This window comes from Streptomyces sp. NBC_00466, from assembly GCF_041433995.1.
GTDB lineage: Bacteria > Actinomycetota > Actinomycetes > Streptomycetales > Streptomycetaceae > Streptomyces.
This window is the reverse complement of the sequence record NZ_CP107896.1, coordinates 5,790,001-5,813,066: the sequence shown is the minus strand read 5'-3', so window position 1 is coordinate 5,813,066 and position 23,066 is coordinate 5,790,001. Positions and strand designations below refer to the sequence as shown.

Genomic DNA, 23,066 nt, shown 5'->3' with positions numbered 1-23,066 from the left:
CGGGTTCCACGGGTTCCAGGGTTCTACGCATCGAAGGGCCGGGCCGGCCAGGGGGCGTCGGCGGGGCGCAGCGCGTCCAGGCCGTCGCCGTTGAGGGCGGCGGTGAGCGCCAGGACCCCGACGACCAGGCAGGTGTTGTGCAGCTCTCCGGCGAGCGCGCCCCGTACGAGCTCCGCGGGCTCGACCCGGGCGTGCTCCATGTCCGCCTCCTCCTCGGAGACCTCGAAGCGCGCGCCCTCGGCCTCGGAGACCTCACGGGCGAGGAAGATCCGTACGGCTTCGTCGCAGCCGCCCGGCGTCGGGTACACATCGGCGAGCACCCGCCAGTCCTCGGCCTTGACGTGTGCCTCTTCGTACAGCTCGCGCTGCGCGGCGTGCAGCGGGTTCTCGCCGGGGATGTCGAGCAGCCCCGCCGGGATCTCCCAGAGCTTCTGCCGTACGGGATGGCGGTACTGGCGAAGGACGATGACCTTGCCCTCGTCGTCCAGTGCGAGGACGGCAACCGAGCCGGGGTGGACCTGGTAGTCGCGGTGTACGACGGTCCCGTCGGGCATCACCACGTCGTCGGTGCGGACGCTGGTCTTGTTCCCGGTGAAGGGGGTGGTGGTCGCGGTGACCTGCCACTCCTCTGCGGTGTCCCTGATGGCCATGGAAGCGTCCTCTCAAATGCGGAAACCGGGGCGGGGCTCATGAGAACCCCGCCCCGGTCAACCGTAACGCCCGTGTCCGCGTGCTACTTGCCCGTCTTGCGCGCCACAGCGGCCTTCACCAGGCCCGCGAAGAGCGGGTGCGGCCGGGTGGGCCGGGAGCGCAGCTCCGGGTGGGCCTGGGTGGCGACGAGGTAGGGGTGCACCTCGCGGGGGTACTCGACGTACTCGACGAGCTTGTTGTCGGGGGACGTGCCCGAGAAGACCAGACCGGCCTTCGTCTCCAGCTCGGCGCGGTAGGTGTTGTTGACCTCGTAGCGGTGCCGGTGGCGCTCCTCGACATACGGCTGGTCCTCGTACGCCTCACGGACGAGCGAGCCCTCGGCGAGCTTCGCCGGGTAGAGGCCGAGCCGCATGGTGCCGCCCAGGTCGCCTGCGCCCTCGACGTAGGCCAGCTGCTCCTCCATCGTGGAGATCACCGGGTGGCCGGTGGCCGCGTCGAACTCGGTGGAGTTGGCGTCGGGGATGCCCGCGACGTTCCGCGCCGCTTCGATGACGATGCACTGGAGGCCCAGGCAGAGGCCGAGCAGCGGGACCCGGTTCTCGCGGGCGTACTGGATCGCGCCGACCTTGCCGTCGACCCCGCGCTCGCCGAAGCCGCCCGGGATGCAGATCGCGTCGACGTCGCCGAGCTGCTTCTTCGCGGCGGCCTGCGTCCGGCAGTCGTCGGACGTGACCCACTTGACCTTGACCCGGGCCCGGTTGGCGAAACCGCCGGCCCGGATGGCCTCGGTGACCGAGAGGTAGGCGTCCGGCAGGTCGATGTACTTGCCGACCAGCGCGACGGTGACCTCGTGGTCGGGGTTGTGGACGCGGTCCAGCAGGTCGTCCCAGGTGGACCAGTCGACGTCGCGGAACGGCAGGTCGAGCTTGCGGACGACATAGGCGTCCAGCCCCTCGGTGTGCAGCACCTTCGGGATGTCGTAGATCGACTTGGCGTCGACGCAGGCCACCACGGCGTCCTCGTCGACATCGCACATCAGCGAGATCTTGCGCTTGATGGCGGTCGGTACGTCGCGGTCGGCGCGCAGCACGATCGCGTCGGGCTGGATACCGATGTTGCGCAGGGCCGCTACGGAGTGCTGGGTGGGCTTGGTCTTCAGCTCGCCCGAGGGGCCGATGTAGGGCAGCAGCGAGATGTGCACCACGAAGACGTTGTCCCGGCCGACCTCGTGGCGGACCTGGCGGACGGTCTCCAGGAACGGCAGCGACTCGATGTCGCCGACCGTGCCGCCGACCTCGGTGATGACGACGTCGACGTCGTCCGTGGCCATCCGGCGGATGCGGTGCTTGATCTCGTTGGTGATGTGCGGGATGACCTGCACCGTGTCACCGAGGTACTCGCCGCGCCGCTCCTTGGCGATGACCGTCGAGTAGACCTGGCCCGTCGTGACGTTGGCGGAACCGTCGAGGTCCACGTCGAGGAAACGCTCGTAGTGGCCGATGTCCAGGTCGGTCTCGGCGCCGTCGTTGGTGACGAACACCTCACCGTGCTGGAACGGGTTCATCGTGCCCGGGTCGACGTTCAGGTACGGGTCGAGCTTCTGCATCGTGACCCGCAGGCCGCGGGCCTTGAGGAGCGCACCGAGACTGGAGGCGGTCAGACCCTTGCCGAGGGAGGAGGCGACACCCCCGGTGACGAAGATGTGCTTGGTCGTCGCGGATGTTGAGTTGCGGGCCTGCATGGCCAAGAGGGGGCTCCCGTGGTCGCGATCTGGAGTGCGTGCCGACACGGAGCCCGGAGATTTCCGGGGGTGCCGTCGCTGCGGTTCGGGGCGTAATGACCACCGGTCCACGGGCCACCAGGGTATCAGCGACGGCGGGAGACTGCTCCCGGCCACGCACAGCACCCCCTCCGCCACACACAGCTCAACCTTCACAGAAAGGCCGCAACCCGGTCACCCAACACTCACCCGTTCGGTCCAGTCACGGTGCCTGGCAGGTCATGCGGATCACCTGGGTGCGTCGTATCCTGCTCGGACACTCGCTGCCGAGACGGCCGGAAGCCGGCACCACCCCCGCCCGTTCTCCGGAACTTGCGCCCGCCGGCGCTCGTCAGCGCTGTTCAAAAAGCCCCTGACTGCAACACAAGCGCCCTGAGGGGCGACGTGGCCGTTCGACTGGAGATTGCACGTGGCCGGGCGCATCGAGGATTACGCACTCATCGGAGACATGCAGACCGCCGCCCTGGTCTGCCGGGACGGGACGGCCGACTGGCTGTGCCTGCCCCGCTTCGACTCGCACGCCGTCTTTGCCGGCCTGCTGGGGACCGGGGAAAACGGTTTCTGGCGGCTGGGACCCGCACATGCCCCCTCGGCATGTCCGCCGGTCGCGGACCGGCGCCGCTACCGCGGGGATTCACTGATCCTCGAATCGGAGTGGGACACGCCACGCGGCACCGTCCGTGTGACGGATTTCATGCCGCCGCGTGACGGCGCACCCCAGCTGATCCGGATCGTGGAAGGGGTGAGCGGGCGCGTCCCGATGCGCTCCGCACTCCGGATGCGGTTCAGCTACGGGCGGGTGACGCCCTGGGTCCACAAGGTGGACGGGCGCACGGTCGCGGTCGCGGGACCCGACTCGGTCTGGCTGGACACCTCGGCCGACACCTACGGCGAGGACCTCACGACGTACTCCGACTTCACCGTCGGACCGGGCGACAGGATCGCCTTCACCATCAGCTGGGAGCCCTCGCACAAGGCCCCGCCCGCGCTGCCCGAGCCCGAGAACTCGCTGGTGGCCACCGAGGACTTCTGGCGCGACTGGGTCGAGCAGTGCACGTACCACGGCCCGTACCGCGAGGCCGTGGTCCGCTCGCTGATCACCCTCAAGGCACTCACCTACGCGCCGACCGGCGGCATCGTCGCCGCGCCGACGACCTCACTGCCGGAGGACATCGGCGGCTCCCGCAACTGGGACTACCGCTACACCTGGCTCCGTGACGCGGCGATCACGCTCTCGTCGCTGCTGCGCACCGGCTACCGCGAGGAGGCCCGCGCCTGGCGCGAGTGGCTGCTGCGGGCCGTCGCGGGCGACCCGGAGAACCTGCAGATCATGTACGGGATCGCCGGGGAGCGCGAGCTCGGCGAGGCGGAGCTGGACTGGCTGCCGGGCTACGAGAACTCACTCCCCGTCCGGGTGGGCAACGGCGCAGCCGGACAGCTCCAGCTGGATGTGTACGGCGAAGTCACCGAGGCCCTGCACCTCGCCCATATGACGGGGCTCGCCCGCAGCGACTACGCGTCCCTGCTCCAGCTCAAGCTGATCCGGTATCTGGAGGACCACTGGGACCAGCCCGACGAGGGCATCTGGGAGGTGCGCGGGCCGCGCCGCCACTTCGTGCACTCCAAGGTGATGGCCTGGGTCGCCGTCGACCGGACCATCAAGCTGATCGAGTCCGGGGATGCCGACGGGCCCATCGAGCGCTGGCGCGAGCTGCGCGACGACATCCACCGCGATGTCTGCGAGCGGGGCTACGACAAGGAACGCAACACCTTCACGCAGTCCTACGGCTCGAAGGAGCTGGACGCGTCCCTGCTGCTCATCCCGCAGATGGGGTTCCTGCCGCCGGACGACAAGCGGGTCATCGGCACCGTCGAGGCCATCCAGCGCGAACTGTCCACACCGGACGGTTTCGTCCTGCGCTATCCGACGACCGGCGGCGCCGCGGGCGTCGACGGCCTGGAGGGCGACGAGGGCGCCTTCCTCGCCTGCTCGTTCTGGCTCGCCGACGACCTGGCGATGATCGGGCGGGTGGACGAGGCGCGCAAGCTCTTCGAGAAGCTGCTCGGGCTCCGCAACGACCTCGGGCTGCTCGCCGAGGAGTGGGATCCCAGGCTCCAGCGCCAGGTGGGCAACTTCCCGCAGGCGTTCAGCCACGTGCCGCTGATCGACACCGCGCTGCGGCTCACGGCCTCGGGGGCCTACGGAGGGTGACCTGCGGCCGGACGGCTTCGGGTAGCGTCCGGCCTCATGGAGAACCAGGGCGGAATCACAGTGCAGCGGGCGCTTGAGCTGCCGGGGCTGCGCGGTGGACTGCCCGAGGTCGTCGCGGGCGGCGACCGGCTCAGCCGCACGGTCCGGTGGGTGCACGCCGGTGAGGTGCCGAACATCGCGTCGCTGCTCAAGGGCGGCGAGCTGCTGCTCACCACCGGGCTGGGTCTCGGCACCCGCCCCGCCGAGCAGCGGGCCTTCGTCCGCCGGCTCGCCGACCGCGGGATCGCCGCCCTCGTGGTGGAGCTGGGCCCGCGCTTCTCGCGGCTGCCGTCGACGCTCGTGGAGACCGCTCGGGCGGCCGGGCTGCCGCTGGTCCAGCTGCACCGCGAGGTTCCGTTCGTCTCGGTGACGGAGGAGGTCCACACCGAGATCGTCAACGGTCACTACGCCCTGGTGCAGCGCGCCGACGAGGTGCACCGGCGGTGCACCCAGGCGCTGCTCGGCGGCGGCGGGGTGCCTCAAGTACTCTCCATCCTCGCCGAGTTCACCGCCAACCCGGTCTTCCTTGAGACCCCCGACGGGCAGCTGCTGTACGCCGCCGGCGAGGGCGAGCCGCTCCAGGTGTGGGAGGGGCTGCGCGGCCACCGCCCGGCGGGCGCGGTCCTGGTGGACGTGGCGGGCGGCGGCTCGGGCACCGGTTCGGTACGGGCCAGGCTGGCGCTCCTCCCGGTGTCGGCGCCGCTGGCCCAGGTACACCGGATGGCAGCCGAGCGGACCGCGGGGATCCTCGCGGTCGTGCTGATGCAGGCCCGGCAGGAGGAGGAGCTGGCAGCTCGCGGGCGCGGTGACTTCCTGACCGATCTTGCCGAGGGGCGGGTGTCCGCCCACGACGCTCCCGCCCAGGCCCGGGTCCTCGGCTTCCGGCCGGGCGAGGGTCCGCTGCTGCCCGTGGTGATGCGGCTGGCGGCCGAACTGTCGCCGTCGGGCAACTGGGCGGTACTGGCCCGCGCCGTCCTGGAGGAACTGAGCTCCGTCGGGGTGCCGGTGCTCCTGGGCGTACGCCCGGTGGAGGGCCGGGTCCCGCTGCTCCTCGGTCTGCGTACGGAGTCGGAACGCACCACCGTGGCCGACCGGGTGGCCGTCGCACTGCGGGCCGGTGTGGCGCGCGCGGGCCTTGAGCGGGCCGGCGCGCATCCGCCGATCGTCGTGGTGGGGGTGGCGGGCGGCTGGGCCGCGGCATCGGCCGGGCTGCGGCACGCCGCCGAGACAGCGACCGCCGCACAGGGGCTGCCCGACCGCCCCTGGTACGACGCTCGGCGCCTGGACATCGACCTGCTGCTCTGGCGGCTGCGCGACCAGCCGGACCTGGCGGCCTTCGTGGACCGGGCGATCGGCCCGCTGCGCGAGCACGACCGCACGTCGCGGCCCGCGCTGCTCCCCACGCTCCAGACCTATCTGGCACACGCGGGCCGCAAGGCCGAGACGGCACGCGAGCTGCATCTCAACCGCCAGACGCTCTACAACCGGCTGGCGCGGATCGCCGAGCTCCTCGGTACCGACCTGGACGACCCGCAGACGGTGCTCGCCCTGAGCCTGGCGCTGCGGGCCCGCAGGCACACCCCGTGACGGGCCGCCCTGTGGCACAGAGCGCTCCGCTGCCCGTTCTCAGCTGCCGCCGGCGGGCTCGGTCAACTCGTCGTAGACGCTGAGCACTTGCGCCACCGTGTCGTCCTCGGTCGGCCAGTTTGCGGCCTGGGCCAGGCCCGCCGCGGCGAGTCCGTCCCGGCGTGCGGGGTCCGCCAGCAGCGCGGTGACCCGTGCGGCCAGCGCCTCCGGGTCGCCGTACGGAACGAGTTCGGCCGCCTCGCCCACCAGCTCGGGCACCCCGCCGACCGCCGTGGCGACCAGGGGCACCCCCAGCCGCAGCGCCTCCTGCGCCAGCAGGGACCGCGCCTCCCAACGGCTGGACAGTACGGCGACATCGGCGGCCGCGAGCAGCTCCGTCACATCCTCGCGGCTGCCGATGAGCCGGACCGCGAGCGCGTCGGCCGCGATCCGGCTCTGCAGTGCGGCACGCTCCGGGCCCTCGCCCGCGATCACCAGCAGCGGTACGGGGTCGAGGTGCTGCCAGAGCCGGGCCGCGTCCAGCAGCGCCCCGTAACCGTGGTGCGCGACGAGGCTGCCCACCGTCATCACCAACGGCCGGTCCACCGCGCCCAGTTCCGCGCGCGCCTTGCTCTCGGTGCCGTCCGCGGCCACTCGGGGTGCGGGGAAAGCGACCGGCGCGAGCCGCGCGTCGCGCGCCCCCCGGCTGCGTGCCCTGTCGACCAGTTCGGACGACGTACCGAGCACAACTGCCGCCGCTCTGGCGGCCCTTCGCTCCATCAGCCGCAGCAGGCGGCTCCGAGCGCCTTCGGCGTGCGGGCGGGTGTGCCAGGTGACGACGAGCGGCCGCCGCAGTCCGCCGAGCGCCAGTGAGGTCCGCACGGCGGCGTTCAGCCCGTGCGCGTGGACGATGTCGGCCCGCAGACAGGCGGCGCGCAGCGCGGCGACGGACGACGGATCGCTGCGCCGGGGTACGGGCACGAAGTGCGCGCCTGCCTCGCTGAAGCCGTAAGTCCGCTCCAGTTCGGCGGGGGCGCACACCGTGACGTGCACGCCCCGCTCGATCAGGCCCCCGGTGATCGACCGGACATGTGCGCTGCTGCCGGCGCTGCCGCCGCCCAGCACCTGGACGGCGCAGAGAGGTGAACGGCCGTACGGCGGGACCTGGGTGCTGCTCACTGACCGGAGCTCCTGAGTCGGCGTCGGACGGATGTGTGCGCCCCAGGATGCCAGCCCGCACACGGGTTCCGGCACTCTCCGGGGGACCGAGCCCCTGTGCGGTGGCGTCAACGCGCCTGAGCTGTCACCCGCATGGGTGAGGTGCGGCTCAACCGGCTGCCGCGCGGCTCACCTTGTCACCGTACGCGGCGGCGGCGACCACCGCTGCCGCATGTGCGGCGAGTCCGGCCCGCCCGTTGCCCGCGACGATCGCGACGCCGAGTGCGGCACCGAGCGCGTGCGCTCCGGCGTCGCCGAGCATGGTCTGTTCGGCCAGGTCGTCGATGACGACCGCCGCCGCGGCTCCGAGCGGTGCGGCGGCGAGCGCCCCGGCCGGACCACGCCGCAGCAGACCGGGCGCCGCGAGACCGAGCACCGCGACGGCGGCCCGCCCCGGGCGCATATCCACCAGGTTGACGAAGTGGGCGGTGCCCGCGACGACGACCCCGGCGAGAACCCGGTCGACGGGGCGGTCCTTGAGCAGCGTGCCCGCGGCCAGACCTGCCGCTCCGATACCCAGGAGCTTCACCGTGCCGCTGGTGATCTCGCCCCGGCCCAGCGCGCTGAGATGGGCACGGAATCCGCGGCGCGGATCGCCCGCACCGGCGGTGTCGTCGTAGGCCCCGCAGGCCCCCGCGGTGAGCACGGCCAGCGCGGCCGCCCCGCGCGCCCGGGGCGGCAGGGTACCGACGACCGCACCGAGCGCCGCGCCGACGGTGGTGGCGGGACCGGCGCAGAGATCGACCGTGCGCCCGGCGTAGTTGGTGCGCTCCCAGCGCGCCGCGCCGCCCGGAAACCGGCGGCGCAGCTCCGTCGCGGCAGCGCGGGTCGCACCGAACGAGGCGAGAAGTGCGGTGGTCCGGGCGCCGTGTCTGGTCATACGGTCCACCCTAGGCGGCGTACCGCGGGGGCCCGGGGGCAGCCCCGGCGAGACGGCAGGACGAGCTGACCGCCCGGCCGTCCCCGCTGTCCGTTCAGCCGTCCGCCCGTGCCGTGGCCAGCAGTTCCTCGGCGTGCGCCCGGGCCGTCTCCGAGTCCTCCTGGCCCGCGAGCATCCGCGACAGTTCCCGTACCCGGTCCTCGCCCTCCAGGACCGTGACACCGCTGCTGGTCACCGAGCCGTCGTTGGTCTTCTCGACGAGCAGCTGCCGGTCGGCGAAGGCGGCCACCTGCGGCAGATGTGTCACGACCACGACCTGCGCGGACCTGGCGAGCCTGGCGAGCCGCCGGCCCACCTCGACGGCTGCCTTGCCGCCGACCCCGGCGTCGACCTCGTCGAAGAGATACGTCGGTACGGGATCGGACCCCGCGAAGACGACCTCGACCGCGAGCATCACCCGGGAGAGCTCACCGCCCGACGCCCCCTTGGAGATGGGGCGGGCCGCCGCACCGGGGTGCGGGGCGAGGAGCAGTTCCACCTCGTCGGCGCCGAGCGGGCCGTAGGCGACGGTCCGCCCGCCGACCTCCACCCCTTCGGGGTCGTCGGTCTGCCGGATGTCGATCGTCACCCGGGCGTGCGGCATGGCGAGCGAGGCGAGTTCGGCGGTGACCGCGCCCGCGAACCGTTCGGCCGCCTCCGTACGCGCGTCGGTGAGCGTCTGCGCGAGGCCGGACAGCTCCGAGCGCAGCGCCTCGTGCTCCGCCGTCAGTTCGCCGATCCGGTCGTCGTCGCCCTCCAGCTCGGTGAGGCGCGCCGCGCCCTCCTCGGCCCAGGCCAGTACGGCCGCGATGTCCTCGCCGTACTTGCGGGTCAGCTGGGTCAGGGCGGCCCGGCGCTCCTCCACGGCGGCGAGCCGCAGCGGATCGGCGTCGAGGTTGTCCGCGTAACCGGCCAGCTCCCCCGACACGTCGGCGAGCAGGATGCCGATCTCGCCGATCCGTTCGGCGAGCGCGGCCAGCGCCGGGTCGTGGCTGCGTACCGCGTCGAGCGCCCGCCCCGACCCGGCGACCAGGGTCGTCGCGTCGATCCCCTCGGGGTCCTCCGGGTTGCCGACGAGCGCGGTGTGCGCCGAGGACGCGGCGGACGCGAGCGCTTCGGCGTGGCCCAGCCGCTCGGCCTCGGCGGCGAGTTCGGCGTCCTCGCCGGGCAGCGGCTCGACCGCGGCGATCTCGTCGAGCCCGAAGCGGAGCAGGTCCGCCTCCTGGGCCCGTTCCCGCGCCCGGGTGGTCAGTTCGTCCAGCTCGGCGGCGACGGCACGCAGCCGCTTGTAGGCAGCCGCGTACTTGGTGTGCGGGCCCGCCACCGCCTCACCGGCGTACCGGTCGAGGGCCTGGCGCTGTCTGGCCGGGCGCAGCAGCCCCTGCTGGTCGGTCTGCCCGTGCACGGCGACCAGTTCGTCGGCGATCTCGGCGAGCAGCCCGACCGGTACGGAACGTCCGCCGATGTGCGCCCGTGAGCGCCCTTCGGCCGAGACCGTCCGGCTGATGAGCAGCGCGCCCTCGTCGAGTTCGGCGCCCGCGTCCTCGGCCCGTACCGCGGCCGGCGCGCCCGCGGGCAGCGCGATCCGCCCTTCGACCACCGCCGACTTGGCACCGAGCCGCACCAGGGCGGCGTCGGCGCGCCCCCCGAGCAGCAGCCCGAGGCTGGTCACGACCATGGTCTTGCCCGCGCCCGTCTCACCTGTCACCGCGGTGAAACCGGGTGAAAGCTCCACCACGGCATCGTCGATGACTCCGAGCGACCGTATCCGCATCTCCTCCAACACGCACATGACCATACGAGGTTTCCCGGGTCCCGTGCGACGTGCCCCGGCCGGACGGGCCGCCGGCCGGGCGTGCGGAGCTCAGTACGGAGCTCAGTGCGGAGCGCCGCGCCAGCCCGCTACCGGCAGTGCGAACTTGGCCACCAGGCGGTCGGTGAACGACGCGTGGTGCAGCCGCGCCAGCCGTACGGGCACGGCCCCCCTGCGCACCACGACCCGCGCCCCCGCGGGCAACCCGATCGAGCGGCGCCCGTCGCACCACAGGACGCCCTTCGGGGTGTTCGGCTGCACCTCGACCGCGAGGACGGAGGCCGGTGAGGTCACCAGCGGCTTGGCGAACAGCGCGTGTGCGCCGATGGGGACCATCAGCAGCGCCTCCACCTCCGGCCAGATCACCGGCCCGCCGGCCGAGAAGGCGTAAGCGGTCGAGCCGGTCGGGGTCGCACAGACGACGCCGTCGCAGCCGAATCCGGTGACCGGACGGCCGTCGATCTCCAGGACGACCTCCAGCATCCGTTCGGGCTCGGTCTTCTGCACCGCGGCCTCGTTGAGCGCCCAGTCCCGGTGCACGACGTCGCCGTTGTTGTGTACGAGGACGTCGACGGTCATCCGCTCCTCGACCTCGTACGACCGGGTGACCACCCGGTCGACGACCTTGTCCAGGTCGTCGCGCTCGGCCTCGGCGAGGAAGCCGACCCTGCCGAGGTTGACGCCGAGCATCGGCACCCCGGACGCGCGGGCGAACTCGGCGCCGCGCAGCAGCGTTCCGTCGCCGCCGAGGACGATCAGCAGCTCGCAGCCGTCCAGGCAGGCGGGTGTCGCCTCGGCGACGAGTTCCACCGAGGGCGGCACCGGCAGGTCGGCCGCCTCCGCCGCCAGGACCCGGACGCGCAGGCCGTTCTTGAGCAGGCCCTCCACGACGCGCTCGGCGCTGCGGATGGCGGCGGGCCGCCCGGTGTGCGCGAGCAGGAAGACCGTACGGTCCCCGGGGGGCGCCGCCGCCGGTTCCAGCGGCTCCGCCGCCTCTGCCGGTGCCGCTCCCCGTACCGCCGGTTCAGCTGCCGATGGTGATGCTGTCTCCGTCACTGCGGCCCCTCCGCCACTGCACGCTCCACATCCGCCGGATCGAGCGCGGGCGCGTCCGCCCGCAGCCACAGAAAGTACTCGACGTTTCCCGAGGGCCCCGGCAGCGGGCTGGCGGTGACACCCCGTACGCCGAGTCCGAGCCCGGCCGCCTGCCCGGCCACGGTCCGCACGGTCTCCGCCCGCAGCTGGGGGCTGCGGACCACGCCTCCGCTGCCCAGCCGGTCCTTGCCGATCTCGAACTGCGGTTTGACCATGAGCACCAGGTCGGCGCCGGGCCCCGCGCACCGCGCGAGAGCGGGCAGCACCAGACCCAGCGCGATGAACGAGAGGTCTCCGACGACGAGGTCCACGGGTGTTCCGCCGATGTCCTCCAGCGTCAACTCGCGTACGTTCGTACGGTCCTTGACGGTGACGCGGTCGTCGCTCTGCAGCGACCAGGCGAGCTGCCCGTACCCGACGTCCACCGCGACGACCTGTGCGGCGCCCGCCCGCAGCAGTACGTCGGTGAAGCCGCCGGTCGACGCGCCCGCGTCCAGCGCCCGACGCCCCTCGACCCGCAGGCCGAGCGGGGTGAAGGCCGCGAAGGCGCCCGCGAGCTTGTGCCCGCCGCGCGAGACGTAGTCGGGATCCGTGTCGTCCTTGCGTACGACAACGGCGGCGCTCGTCTCGACCTGGGTGGCCGCCTTGGTCGCGGTGGCGCCCTTGACGGTCACCCGCCCTGCCGCGATCAGCTGGCTCGCGTGCTCCCGCGAGCGGGCGAGACTCCGGCGGACCAGCTCGGCGTCGAGACGCCGGCGTGCCACTCCTGCCACGTTCGGTTCAGCTCCTGCTGTTGTGAGGGACGTTATGAGGGATGTCGTGCGGGGCGGGGCCACGGGCCGGGACCGGAGGTCCGGGCGGTGCGTCCAGCGCGTCCAGCGCGTCACGCAGCCCACGGTGTACATCTTCGTACACCTCGACATGTCCGTCGGCAGCGAGGTGGTCGGCGTCGGCCAGCCGGCCGAGCACCCGGTCCACCCCGCCGTTCCCGGTGGGTGTGCGGACGACTCCCAGCGGCGCCGGGGCGTGTTCCGTACCGTCCTGGCTCCCGGCCTGCGCCCCGGAGGGCTCCGGCATCGCGTCACTCATGCCCAGACGCTACCCCGAAGCGCTGCGGTACGGTCGATCACGATGGCGACGACAGAAGAGTGCCGCAGCGCCCTCGACAGGCTCTCGGACAACATGACAGAGGCGAACAGCCAGGTACGCAGCGCGGCGGCACTGGACCGCTCGCTGAGCTGCCACATCACCGACCTGGACATCACCTTCACCGGGCGTCTGGTGGATGGCCGGATCCAGGTGCTCGACACCGTCGAAGGGCCGCCGCCCGCGAAGGCGGAGATCCGGCTCGCGATGAAGGGCGACGATCTGGTGGCCCTGGTCGCCGGCGAGCTGAACTTCGCGAAGGCCTGGGGCTCGGGCCGGGTGCGGCTCGAAGCGGGCTTCCGCGATCTGCTGCGCCTCAGGACACTGCTGTAGCCGTCACCGCGGTACGCGCCCGGCGCCCGGCGGGCACCACCAGCGGTGTCCCTGTCTCGGGGTCGTCGATGATCTGGCAGCGCAGCCCGAACACCTTCTCCACAAGACCGGCCGTGACCACGTCGGCGGGCGTTCCCTCGGCGACGATCTCGCCGTCCCGCATGGCGATGAGGTGCGTCGCGTAGCGCGCGGCGTGGTTGAGGTCGTGCAGTACGGCCACCAGCGTGCGCCCCTGCGTCTCGTGCAGTTCGGCGCAGAGGTCGAGCACATCGATCTGGTGCTGGATGTCGAGGAAGGTGGTCGGCTCGTCGAGGAGCAGCAGCGGGGTCTGCTGGGCGAGCGCCATCGCGATCCACACGCGCTGGCGCTGGCCGCCGGACAGCTCGTCAACATAGCGGTCGCCGAGCTCGCCGATCCGGGTGGCGGCCATCGCCTCCTCGACGATGCGCTCGTCGTCGGGCGACCACTGGCGCAGCAGGCCCTGATGCGGGTAGCGGCCGCGGGCCACCAGGGCGGCGACCGTGATGCCGTCGGGGGCGATGGAGGACTGCGGGAGCAGCCCCAGCGTCCTGGCCACCTTCTTGGCGGGCAGCGAGCCGATCGCCTGCCCGTCGAGGAGTACCCGCCCCTGCGAGGGCTTCAGCATGCGCGACAGGGCGCGCAGCAGGGTCGACTTGCCGCAGGCGTTGGGTCCGACGATGACGGTGAAGGAGTTGTCGGGGATCTCGACCGAGAGGTTCTCGGCGATGACCCGCTGCTCGTAGCCGAGGGTGACCGATTCGGCGGTGAGTCGCTGCATGGGGGTACTCCTGGTTGTCATCAGATCCGTCCTGCCTTGCGTTCGGAGACCAGCAGCCACAGCAGATAGCAGCCGCCGAGCACCCCCGTCACGACCCCCACCGGCAGCTGCCGGTCCCCGAAGGCACGCTGGGCGATCCAGTCGGCGACCACCAGCAGGGCCGCGCCCATGAAGGCCGACGGGAGGAGGTTGGCGCCCGGTGAGCGGGTCAGCCGCCGGGCCAGCTGGGGCGCGCTGAGCGCCACGAAGGCGATCGGTCCCGCCGCGGCGGTAGCCACGGCGGTGAGCAGGACCGCGGCCAGCATCAGCACCAGCCTGGTCCGCTCGACCCGTACGCCCAGGGCGTACGCGGCGTCGTCGCCCATCTCCAGCATCCTGAGGTTGCGCCCGTGCCCCAGGACGAGCGGCATCAGGACCACACAGGTGACCAGCAGCGGCCAGACCTGCGACCAGTCGCGGCCGTCGAGCGAGCCGGTCATCCAGACGACGGCGCGGGTCGCGTCGACCAGATTGGCCTTGGTGAGCAGGTAGCTGTTGCAGGCGGTGAGCATCGCGGCGGCGCCGATGCCGACGAGGACCAGCCGGTAGCCGTGCACACCGCGCTTCCACGCCAGCATGTACACGGCGATGCCGGTGGCCAGACCGCCGACGATCGCTCCGCCGGCCACCGCGGTCGCCCCGCCGTGGAACAGCACGATCACTCCGAGCGCGCCGACACTGGCCCCCTGCCCGAAGCCGATCACGTCCGGACTGCCGAGCGGATTACGGGAGATGGACTGGAAGACCGCTCCCCCGACGCCCAGCGCCGCCCCGACGAGGAGGCCGACGAGCGCTCTCGGCAGCCGCAGGTCGCTGACGATGAACTCCTGGGCGGTGGTGCCGCTGCCCAGCAGGGTCCGGATCACGTCCGCGGGTGCGATCGGGTAGTCGCCGCTCCCGATGAGTACGACAGCGGCCGCCAGGGCGACCACGGCCAGCAGTACGACGACGACCGCCGTCCTGGCCTCGACCCGCAGGGAGAGCCCGCCCGGGGTCCGTATCACGTGGATCGCTTTCACAGCTGAGTCATCCTCCGGCGGCGTACGAGAAAGATGAAGAGGGGACCCCCGATGAGCGCGGTCACGATGCCGACCTGGAGTTCCGCGGGCCGGGCGACGATCCGGCCGACGACGTCGGCGCCCAGCAGCAGGACGGGCGAGAGGACCGCCGCGTACGGCAGCGTCCAGCGCATGTCGGGTCCGGTGATGGCCCGGACGATGTGCGGAACCATCAGCCCGATGAAGACGATCGGCCCGCAGGCGGCGGTCGCCGAACCGCAGAGCAGCGTGACGGCGGTCATCGCGAGCACCCGGGTGCGCGTCAGATGCGTGCCGAGCGACCTGGCCGTGTCGTCGCCGAGGGCCATGGCGTTGAGAGGGCGGCCGAGCAGCAGCGCGACCAGCAGACCGGCCGCCACGAACGGCCACACCTGCGAGACCGTCCCCGATGTCGCCGATGCCAGCGAACCGACCGTCCAGAAGCGCATCTTGTCCAGCGCGGCCGAGTTCAGCAGCTCCACGGCGTTGACGTATCCGAACATCGCGTACGTGGCGGCCGTGCCGGCGAGCGCGAGCCGTACCGGGGTGGCGCCGCGGCTCCCGCTCAGTACGTAGACGAGCACCGAGACCACCGCGGCGCCCGCGAACGCGAACCACACATAGCCGGTGAAGGAGCTGACGCCGAGAAAGGCCATCGCGGAGACCACGGCGGCGGAGGCGCCCGCGTTGACACCGAGGATGCCGGGCTCGGCGAGCGGATTGCGGGTGAGTGCCTGCATCACCGCTCCCGCGACCCCGAGCGCGGCTCCGACGAGAACCCCCAGCAGGGTGCGCGGTATTCGCACGTCCCGGATCAGGACGTCGTCGGCGGTGCCCGAGCTGTGCACCAGGCCGTGCCACACATCGCCGAGCGGCATCGCCTTGGCGCCGAGGGCGATGCTCGCCACGACGACGAGGAGCAGCAATCCGAGCGACAGCAGCAGCCCGGCCGCGCGCGCCGCGTTGCGTTTGGGGGGCGCGGGGGCTTGTTCCGCGCTCTGTCTGGAGGGACTGTCGACCAACACGTGGTTAGGTTAGCCTACCCTGGCAACCTTTCAATGAGGAGGCTTCGCCAGTACCGGCGTACGCGAGTGCCGACGGGCGTCAGAGCCCGACTCGGGAGATCACCTTGCCCGCGTCCCGCGCGTACGTACCGTCGCCCGCTTGCGTCCAGGCCGCCGCGCACAGCGCCCGCAGCCCGTCCAGCGCACCCCCGTCACCGTCCACGGCCAGCTCTCCGCCGCGTACCGAAGCGGTCCAGCCGCCGCAGCCGAACTCACCGCCCTCGCCCGTCACTTCGGGCTGACCGGTGAGCAACCCGCGCAGATCCGCGTCCACATAGGTCGGCCGGTGCTCGGGCGGGGCGGCCAGCAGCTGCGCCGCGTCCGTCACCCCGGTCAGTACGAGCAGGGAGTCCACACCTCCGTTGAACGCGCCCTCGATGTCGGTGTCCAGCCGGTCCCCGACGACCAGCGGCCGCTCGGCCCCGGTCCGCAGCACGGTCTCGCGGTGCATGGGGGGCAGCGGCTTCCCGGCCACCTGCGGCTCGGCCCCGGTGGCGATCCGGACGACCTCGACCGCGGCGCCGTTACCGGGCGCGATCCCGCGTGCGCTGGGAATGGTCAGATCCGTGTTGGAAACGAACCATGGCAGACCGCTGTTGATCGCGTACCCCGCCTCGGCGAACCGCGCCCAGGTCATGTCGGGACCGCCGTACCCTTGAGCCACCGCCACCGGCGAGTCGTCGGCGGAGTCCACCGGTTCCAGACCGCGTTCGCGCAGCGCGACCCGCAGCCCCTCCCCGCCGATGACCAGCACCCTGGCTCCCCGCGGAACCTGATCGGCGATCAGCCGGGACACCGCCTGGGCCGAGGTGATGACATCGGCGGCTTCCGCGGGCACCCCCAGCTCGGTGAGGTGCCGCGCCACCGCATCCGGCGTCCGCAGCGCGTTGTTGGTGACGTACGCGAGATGCATCCCGCCGTCCCGCGCGGTCCCGAGCGAGGCGACAGCGTGAACGATCGCCTCACCGCCCGCGTACACCACCCCGTCCAGATCGAGCAGGGCTGTGTCGTACGTCTCACTCAGCGCTGTCCTCATACCGTCCGGGCTGGTCCTGGTCTGCCGGGTCATCGCACTCCTCGATAGCTGTTCTCTCCCGATCATCCCGTATGACGGATCCCCACATACCATGCACCAATGACTTCAAGTGGTCGGCATGCGGACAACGGGCTGCGTCTTTTCCCCTTCCGCGGAGTGCGCTACGTTCCCGAACGCGTCGGCAGCCTCGCGGCCGTCACGTCTCCGCCGTACGACGTCGTCGTCAGGCCGGACGGGCTGCTGCACCTGGAGTCCGCCGATCCGCACAACATCGTGAGGCTGATCCTGCCGCAGGCCGACACTCCGGCCGCCCGCAATGAGCAGGCCGCGGCGACCCTCTCGGACTGGCTCAGGGACGGCATCCTGGCCGCCGACCCCGAGGCCGCCCTGTATGTGTACGAGCAGAGCAAGGGAGCTGTGCTCCAGCGCGGTCTCATCGGCGCGCTGGCCCTCTCCACACCCGAGGAGGGCGTGGTCCTTCCGCACGAGGATGTGATGGCCGACATCGTCGCGGACCGGGCGGCGCTGATGCGGACCACGGCCGTCAACTTCGAACCGCTCCTGCTGACTTACCGCACCGACGGCGGCGCGACGGGGACACCGGACGCATCGGGGACACCGGACACACCGGGTTCGACGGGCGCGACGGCTGTCATCGAGCGGACCATAGCCCGCCCTCCACTGCTCGCGACGACCACCGAGGACGGCTTCAGCCACCGGCTGTGGGCCGTCACCGACCCGGCGGAGATCGCGGAGGCGCAGGCTGACCTGGCCGACCGCCAGGCCCTGATCGCCGACGGGCACCACCGGTGGGCGACCTATCTCCGGCTGCGCGGCGAACACCCGGGGCCGGGCCCGTGGGGGTACGGCCTGGTGCTCCTCATCGACACGGTCCACTATCCGCTGCAGGTCCGGGCGATCCACCGGGTACTGCGCCGGCTGCCGGTCCACGAGGCGCTGACGGCGCTCGACGGCTCCTTCCGGGTCCGCACGATCGAGGCGCTCCCGGAGGCACTGACCGCCCTCGCCGACGCGGCGGCCGCGGGCAACGCCTTCCTGCTCGCCGGAGACGGCCGGTTCCATCTCATCGACCGTCCGTCGGAGGAACTGCTGGCCCGCACGGTCCCCACGGACCACCCCGCGGCCTGGCAGACCCTCGACGCGACCGTCCTGCACCACACGCTCCTGGACACGGTCTGGTCGGTCCCCGACGCGCCTGAGCACATCGCGTACATCCATGCCACGGACGCGGCCGTCGAACAGGCCGAGCGGCAGGGTGGCACAGCGGTCCTGATGCATCCGGTACGCGAGGAGGTCGTCCGGGAGCTGGCCCGCCAGGGGGTGACGATGCCCCGCAAGTCGACCTCGTTCGGCCCGAAACCGGCGACCGGGCTCGTGCTGCGCAGCCTCACCATCGACTGAGGACCGCACGGCCCCCGCACCACGCGGAGAAGGGCCGCACCCCGGCTTCCCGGAGTACGGCCCTTCTCGTGTCAGTTCACTGACCCATCGGCCAGGGTCGGACGGCGGGCTGTCAGTCAGTCCCGGCCGTCGGCCGCGCCGTCGTCGCCCGCACTCCGGTCCGGTGCTTCGCCCCGGTGCTCGCCGGACTCGTCGCCGGACTCGTCATCCGACTCGTCCTCGACATCGACGAACTCGACGCCCTCCAGCTCCGCGAGCCGGTCCGATGCGTCCGTCGAGCCGTCCTTGTCGGACTCGATGGTCTTGGCGAACCACTCACGCGCCTCGTCCTCGCGTCCCGCGGCGAGGAGCGCGTCGGCGTACGCGTAGCGCAGCCGCGCGGTCCACGGCTGTACGGAGTTGGACGCCAGCTCCGGGCTCTGCAGCGTGACGATCGCCGCGTCGATCTGTCCCATGTCGCGGCGCGCACCGGCGGCGACCAGACGCATCTCGACCTGTCCGGCCTTGTCGAGCCTCTGCACCTCGGGCTCTCCGGCCATCGCCATCGCCCGCTCGGGCCGGCCCAGACCGCGCTCGCAGTCGGCCATGACGGGCCAGAGGTCGACTGTGCCGGTCATCCGCTTCGTGGCACGGAACTCGGCGAGCGCCTCCGTGTACTTCTGCGTCGCGTACGCGGCGAACCCGGCCGCCTCACGCACAGCGGCGACCCGGGAGGCCAGCCGAAGGGCGATACGCGAGTACTCGTACGCCTCGTCGGGGTCCTCGTCGATCAGCCGGGCGACCATCACCAGGTTCTTGGCGACGTCCTCGGCGAGGGTCTTGGGCAGGCTCATGAGCTCCTGCCGTACGTCCTTGTCGATCTCCTGGCCGGTGACGTCCTCCGGAATGGGAAGCCGCTTGACGGGCTCGCGGTCCCGGTCGCGGTCGTCCCGCTGGAAACCGCCGCCACGCTCGTCACGCTGGCCACCCCGGTATCCACCGCGGTCCCGGTCGTCACGGCCGCCGCGGAACCCGCCACGGTCACCGCCGGTGGGGCGGCCACCGCGGTCGCTGCCCCGGTCGTCGCGGCGGCCGTAGCCGCCACCGGTGGGACGGTCGTCGCGGCGGAAGCCGCCACCGCGCTCATCATCCCGACGCGGAGCACCGGAGGAACGGTCGTCACGGCGCGGGCCGCCGAACGAACGGTCATCACGACCGCCACGGAACCCACCACGGTCACCGCCGGACGGACGGCCACCACGGTCGCCACCACGATCGTCGCGACGCTCAAAACCGCCACCACTACTGGGACGCCCACCACGGCTGTCGTCACGACGATCGTCACGACGGTCACCACGGCTGTCATCACGCCGGAAGGACGGCCGGTCATCACGACGCGCAAACCCACCGCCACTGCCGCCCGGACGCCCACCACGGTCGTCGTCACGGCGCGGACCACCGGACGGCCGGTCGTCCCGGCCACCACGGAACCCACCGCGGTCGCTGCCCCGGTCGTCGCGGCGGCCGTAGCCGCCACCGGTGGGACGGTCGTCGCGGCGGAAGCCGCCACCGCGCTCATCATCCCGACGCGGAGCACCGGAGGAACGGTCGTCACGGCGCGGGCCGCCGAACGAACGGTCATCACGACCGCCACGGAACCCACCACGGTCACCGCCGGACGGACGGCCACCGCGATCGTCGCGACGCTCAAAACCGCCACCACTACTGGGACGCCCACCACGGCTGTCATCACGACGATCGTCACGACGGTCACCACGGCTGTCATCACGCCGGAAGGACGGCCGGTCATCACGACGCGCAAACCCACCGCCACTGCCGCCCGGACGCCCACCACGGTCACCGCTGGAAGGGCGGCCGCCACGGTCGTCACGCTGGCCACCGCGGTATCCGCCGGCGCTGCCGGGACGTCCACCACGATCGTCATCACGACGGGGACCACCCGACGGCCGGTCATCACGACCACCGCGGAAGCCACCACCGGCACCGGCCGGGCGCCCACCACGGTCATCCCGGCGCGGACCGCCGGACGAGCGGTCGTCACGACCGCCACGGAACCCACCAGCACCGGCGCCGCTGCCTCGACTGGCACCGCTGCCACCGCGGTTGTCGTCACGACGGAAGCCACCACGGTCGTTGTCCCGGCTCGGACCACTGGATCGATTGTCACGACCACCGCGGAATCCGCCCTGGTCACCGCCGTCCCGGCGACGCGGCTCGCGCTCCGGTCGGTCGTCGGGAGAGTTGGTGGACATGGGTGGGGCTCCTGTCTTCGGGTACCGCAGTCATTCTCACGCAGTCGGCGATCCGACGCGCTTCGGGAAATAAAAAAAGGACCTTTGGTCCCAGCGTTGAACGCTGGGACCAAAGGTCCTTCAAAGATTGTTCGGCGGCGTCCTACTCTCCCACAGGGTCCCCCCTGCAGTACCATCGGCGCTGAAAGGCTTAGCTTCCGGGTTCGGAATGTAACCGGGCGTTTCCCTAACGCTATGACCACCGAAACCCTATTTGGGCTCTAGCGAACAAGCACACTCTTCAGTTAAGTAAGTGAAACAAGTTCCGCCGACACGATAGTTCGTGGCCTGGGAACAACACAGTGGACGCGAGCAACTGAGGACAAGCCCTCGGCCTATTAGTACCAGTCAGCTCCACCCGTTACCGGGCTTCCACATCTGGCCTATCAACCCAGTCGTCTACTGGGAGCCTTAACCCCTCAAAGGGGGTGGGAATACTCATCTCGAAGCAGGCTTCCCGCTTAGATGCTTTCAGCGGTTATCCTTTCCGAACGTAGCCAACCAGCCATGCCCTTGGCAGGACAACTGGCACACCAGAGGTTCGTCCGTCCCGGTCCTCTCGTACTAGGGACAGCCCTTCTCAATATTCCTACGCGCGCAGAGGATAGGGACCGAACTGTCTCACGACGTTCTAAACCCAGCTCGCGTACCGCTTTAATGGGCGAACAGCCCAACCCTTGGGACCGACTCCAGCCCCAGGATGCGACGAGCCGACATCGAGGTGCCAAACCATCCCGTCGATATGGACTCTTGGGGAAGATCAGCCTGTTATCCCCGGGGTACCTTTTATCCGTTGAGCGACAGCGCTTCCACAAGCCACTGCCGGATCACTAGTCCCGACTTTCGTCCCTGCTCGACCCGTCGGTCTCACAGTCAAGCTCCCTTGTGCACTTACACTCAACACCTGATTGCCAACCAGGCTGAGGGAACCTTTGGGCGCCTCCGTTACTCTTTAGGAGGCAACCGCCCCAGTTAAACTACCCATCAGACACTGTCCCTGATCCGGATCACGGACCGAGGTTAGACATCCAGCACGACCAGAGTGGTATTTCAACGACGACTCCACAACCACTGGCGTGGCCGCTTCAAAGTCTCCCACCTATCCTACACAAGCCGAACCGAACACCAATATCAAACTGTAGTAAAGGTCCCGGGGTCTTTCCGTCCTTCTGCGCGAAACGAGCATCTTTACTCGTAGTGCAATTTCACCGGGCCTATGGTTGAGACAGTCGAGAAGTCGTTACGCCATTCGTGCAGGTCGGAACTTACCCGACAAGGAATTTCGCTACCTTAGGATGGTTATAGTTACCACCGCCGTTTACTGGCGCTTAAGTTCTCAGCTTCGCAACCCCGAAAGATCACTAACCGGTCCCCTTAACGTTCCAGCACCGGGCAGGCGTCAGTCCGTATACATCGCCTTACGGCTTCGCACGGACCTGTGTTTTTAGTAAACAGTCGCTTCTCGCTGGTCTCTGCGGCCACCCCCAGCTCAGAGTGCAAGACTCATCACCAGGAATGGCCCCCCTTCTCCCGAAGTTACGGGGGCATTTTGCCGAGTTCCTTAACCATAGTTCACCCGAACGCCTCGGTATTCTCTACCTGACCACCTGAGTCGGTTTAGGGTACGGGCCGCCATGAAACTCGCTAGAGGCTTTTCTCGACAGCATAGGATCATCCACTTCACCACAATCGGCTCGGCATCAGGTCTCACCCTCAATGTTGTGCGGATTTACCTACACAACGGGCTACACCCTTACCCCGGGACAACCACCGCCCGGGCTGGACTACCTTCCTGCGTCACCCCATCGCTTACCTACTACCACCTTGGTTCAGCGGCTCCACCACTTCCCTTTGCCCGAAGGCTCCAGGACGGCTTCACGGCCTTAGCATCAATGGGCTCAGTATTGGGCGTTTCAAAGCGGGTACCGGAATATCAACCGGTTGTCCATCGACTACGCCTGTCGGCCTCGCCTTAGGTCCCGACTTACCCTGGGCAGATCAGCTTGACCCAGGAACCCTTAGTCAATCGGCGCACACGTTTCTCACGTGTGTATCGCTACTCATGCCTGCATTCTCACTCGTGAACCGTCCACAACTCGCTTCCGCGGCTGCTTCACCCGGCACACGACGCTCCCCTACCCATCCATACAGGCGTTAGCCCTATGTGTATGAATGACACGACTTCGGCGGTACGCTTGAGCCCCGCTACATTGTCGGCGCGGAATCACTTGACCAGTGAGCTATTACGCACTCTTTCAAGGATGGCTGCTTCTAAGCCAACCTCCTGGTTGTCTCTGCGACTCCACATCCTTTTCCACTTAGCGTACGCTTAGGGGCCTTAGTCGATGCTCTGGGCTGTTTCCCTCTCGACCATGGAGCTTATCCCCCACAGTCTCACTGCCGCGCTCTCACTTACCGGCATTCGGAGTTTGGCTAAGGTCAGTAACCCGGTAGGGCCCATCGCCTATCCAGTGCTCTACCTCCGGCAAGAAACACACGACGCTGCACCTAAATGCATTTCGGGGAGAACCAGCTATCACGGAGTTTGATTGGCCTTTCACCCCTAACCACAGGTCATCCCCCAGGTTTTCAACCCTGGTGGGTTC

At 70.4% G+C, this 23,066-nt stretch carries 17 protein-coding genes, 2 rRNA genes and 1 pseudogene (1 of these 20 running past the window's edge); 4 read left to right on the top strand and 16 right to left on the bottom strand.

The genetic code is table 11. The features are described 5' to 3' along the window. Positions 1–23: 23 nt before the first annotated feature. Together OG210_RS26135 and OG210_RS26130 are read right to left on the bottom strand one after the other, a co-directional pair. Positions 24–650, bottom strand: a complete 627-nt coding sequence (locus OG210_RS26135) for an NUDIX hydrolase (protein ID WP_328325189.1) — start codon at positions 648–650, stop codon at positions 24–26. A gap of 83 nt (positions 651–733) precedes the next feature. Then, positions 734–2,392, bottom strand: a complete 1,659-nt coding sequence (locus tag OG210_RS26130) for a CTP synthase (RefSeq protein ID WP_328335362.1) — start codon at positions 2,390–2,392, stop codon at positions 734–736. A 448-nt stretch (positions 2,393–2,840) separates the two neighbouring features. On the opposite strand from OG210_RS26130, the gene OG210_RS26125 reads away from it, so the two are divergent. Then, positions 2,841–4,643 (top strand): glycoside hydrolase family 15 protein, encoded by a 1,803-nt coding sequence (locus tag OG210_RS26125; protein WP_328325191.1) that lies wholly within the window; start codon positions 2,841–2,843, stop codon positions 4,641–4,643. Between the two features lie 36 nt (positions 4,644–4,679). Continuing rightward, positions 4,680–6,269: a PucR family transcriptional regulator gene (locus OG210_RS26120; RefSeq protein ID WP_328325192.1), complete on the top strand. Its 1,590-nt coding sequence runs from the start codon at positions 4,680–4,682 to the stop codon at positions 6,267–6,269. Positions 6,270–6,308: 39 nt separating this feature from the next. Here the strand turns inward: OG210_RS26120 and OG210_RS26115 are convergent, their stop codons facing one another. From OG210_RS26115 to OG210_RS26090, 6 genes are all read right to left on the bottom strand, one after another. Next, positions 6,309–7,427 (bottom strand): glycosyltransferase family 4 protein, encoded by a 1,119-nt coding sequence (locus OG210_RS26115; RefSeq protein WP_328325193.1) that lies wholly within the window; start codon positions 7,425–7,427, stop codon positions 6,309–6,311. Positions 7,428–7,575: 148 nt separating this feature from the next. Beyond that, positions 7,576–8,346: a hypothetical protein gene (locus OG210_RS26110; protein WP_328325195.1), complete on the bottom strand. Its 771-nt coding sequence runs from the start codon at positions 8,344–8,346 to the stop codon at positions 7,576–7,578. Positions 8,347–8,440: 94 nt separating this feature from the next. Further along, entirely contained in the window at positions 8,441–10,159 is a 1,719-nt protein-coding gene (gene recN, locus OG210_RS26105; RefSeq protein WP_328335363.1) for a DNA repair protein RecN, read from the bottom strand. A 102-nt stretch (positions 10,160–10,261) separates the two neighbouring features. Further along, a complete protein-coding gene (locus OG210_RS26100; RefSeq protein ID WP_328335364.1) occupies positions 10,262–11,179 on the bottom strand; it encodes an NAD kinase in 918 nt (305 codons plus the stop codon). 71 nt (positions 11,180–11,250) lie between these two features. Then, complete coding sequence (locus OG210_RS26095) at positions 11,251–12,066, bottom strand: TlyA family RNA methyltransferase (RefSeq protein ID WP_327298416.1); 816 nt, start codon at positions 12,064–12,066, stop codon at positions 11,251–11,253. Positions 12,067–12,073: 7 nt separating this feature from the next. Next, positions 12,074–12,382: a hypothetical protein gene (locus tag OG210_RS26090; RefSeq protein WP_328325197.1), complete on the bottom strand. Its 309-nt coding sequence runs from the start codon at positions 12,380–12,382 to the stop codon at positions 12,074–12,076. Positions 12,383–12,424: 42 nt separating this feature from the next. Here OG210_RS26090 and OG210_RS26085 point away from each other — a divergent pair, with 42 nt between their 5' ends. Next, positions 12,425–12,772, top strand: a complete 348-nt coding sequence (locus tag OG210_RS26085; RefSeq protein WP_328325199.1) for an SCP2 sterol-binding domain-containing protein — start codon at positions 12,425–12,427, stop codon at positions 12,770–12,772. Here the strand turns inward: OG210_RS26085 and OG210_RS26080 are convergent. From OG210_RS26080 to OG210_RS26065, 4 genes are all read right to left on the bottom strand, one after another. Beyond that, positions 12,756–13,571, bottom strand: a complete 816-nt coding sequence (locus OG210_RS26080) for an ABC transporter ATP-binding protein (protein ID WP_328325201.1) — start codon at positions 13,569–13,571, stop codon at positions 12,756–12,758. The genes OG210_RS26085 and OG210_RS26080 overlap by 17 nt on opposite strands. A 20-nt stretch (positions 13,572–13,591) precedes the next feature. Continuing rightward, on the bottom strand, positions 13,592–14,629 hold the full coding sequence (locus OG210_RS26075; protein WP_371538918.1) for a FecCD family ABC transporter permease: 1,038 nt from the start codon (positions 14,627–14,629) through the stop codon (positions 13,592–13,594). Further along, positions 14,626–15,672 (bottom strand): iron chelate uptake ABC transporter family permease subunit, encoded by a 1,047-nt coding sequence (locus OG210_RS26070; RefSeq protein WP_328325205.1) that lies wholly within the window; start codon positions 15,670–15,672, stop codon positions 14,626–14,628. The genes OG210_RS26075 and OG210_RS26070 overlap by 4 nt, the downstream gene beginning before the upstream one ends. A 79-nt stretch (positions 15,673–15,751) precedes the next feature. Further along, positions 15,752–16,780 (bottom strand): HAD hydrolase-like protein, encoded by a 1,029-nt coding sequence (locus OG210_RS26065; RefSeq protein ID WP_328325207.1) that lies wholly within the window; start codon positions 16,778–16,780, stop codon positions 15,752–15,754. A gap of 66 nt (positions 16,781–16,846) precedes the next feature. On the opposite strand from OG210_RS26065, the gene OG210_RS26060 reads away from it, so the two are divergent. Beyond that, complete coding sequence (locus OG210_RS26060) at positions 16,847–18,169, top strand: DUF1015 domain-containing protein (protein WP_328325209.1); 1,323 nt, start codon at positions 16,847–16,849, stop codon at positions 18,167–18,169. 116 nt (positions 18,170–18,285) lie between these two features. On the opposite strand, the gene OG210_RS26055 is transcribed toward OG210_RS26060, so the two are convergent. The 4 genes and pseudogenes from OG210_RS26055 to OG210_RS26040 all read right to left on the bottom strand — a co-directional run. After that, entirely contained in the window at positions 18,286–19,002 is a 717-nt protein-coding gene (locus tag OG210_RS26055) for a tetratricopeptide repeat protein (RefSeq protein WP_328325211.1), read from the bottom strand. A 510-nt stretch (positions 19,003–19,512) separates the two neighbouring features. Then, a pseudogene (locus OG210_RS26050) lies at positions 19,513–20,451 on the bottom strand (hypothetical protein); the annotation flags it as partial. A 99-nt stretch (positions 20,452–20,550) separates the two neighbouring features. After that, positions 20,551–20,667, bottom strand: a 5S ribosomal RNA gene (rrf, locus tag OG210_RS26045). Between the two features lie 111 nt (positions 20,668–20,778). Continuing rightward, a 23S ribosomal RNA gene (locus OG210_RS26040) occupies positions 20,779–23,066 on the bottom strand (it continues 837 nt past the right edge of the window).

Bases quoted from the DNA above. Each gene is read 5' to 3' on its own strand.
- OG210_RS26135 (WP_328325189.1), bottom strand. From the start codon at position 650: ATGGCCATCAGGGACACCGCAGAGGAGTGGCAGGTCACCGCGACCACC.
- OG210_RS26130 (WP_328335362.1), bottom strand. From the start codon at position 2,392: ATGCAGGCCCGCAACTCAACATCCGCGACGACCAAGCACATCTTCGTC.
- OG210_RS26120 (WP_328325192.1), top strand. From the start codon at position 4,680: ATGGAGAACCAGGGCGGAATCACAGTGCAGCGGGCGCTTGAGCTGCCG.
- OG210_RS26110 (WP_328325195.1), bottom strand. From the start codon at position 8,346: ATGACCAGACACGGCGCCCGGACCACCGCACTTCTCGCCTCGTTCGGT.
- recN (WP_328335363.1), bottom strand. From the start codon at position 10,159: ATGCGGATACGGTCGCTCGGAGTCATCGACGATGCCGTGGTGGAGCTT.
- OG210_RS26090 (WP_328325197.1), bottom strand. From the start codon at position 12,382: ATGAGTGACGCGATGCCGGAGCCCTCCGGGGCGCAGGCCGGGAGCCAG.
- OG210_RS26085 (WP_328325199.1), top strand. From the start codon at position 12,425: ATGGCGACGACAGAAGAGTGCCGCAGCGCCCTCGACAGGCTCTCGGAC.
- OG210_RS26080 (WP_328325201.1), bottom strand. From the start codon at position 13,571: ATGCAGCGACTCACCGCCGAATCGGTCACCCTCGGCTACGAGCAGCGG.
- OG210_RS26065 (WP_328325207.1), bottom strand. From the start codon at position 16,780: ATGACCCGGCAGACCAGGACCAGCCCGGACGGTATGAGGACAGCGCTG.
- OG210_RS26060 (WP_328325209.1), top strand. From the start codon at position 16,847: ATGACTTCAAGTGGTCGGCATGCGGACAACGGGCTGCGTCTTTTCCCC.
- OG210_RS26055 (WP_328325211.1), bottom strand. From the start codon at position 19,002: ATGAGCCTGCCCAAGACCCTCGCCGAGGACGTCGCCAAGAACCTGGTG.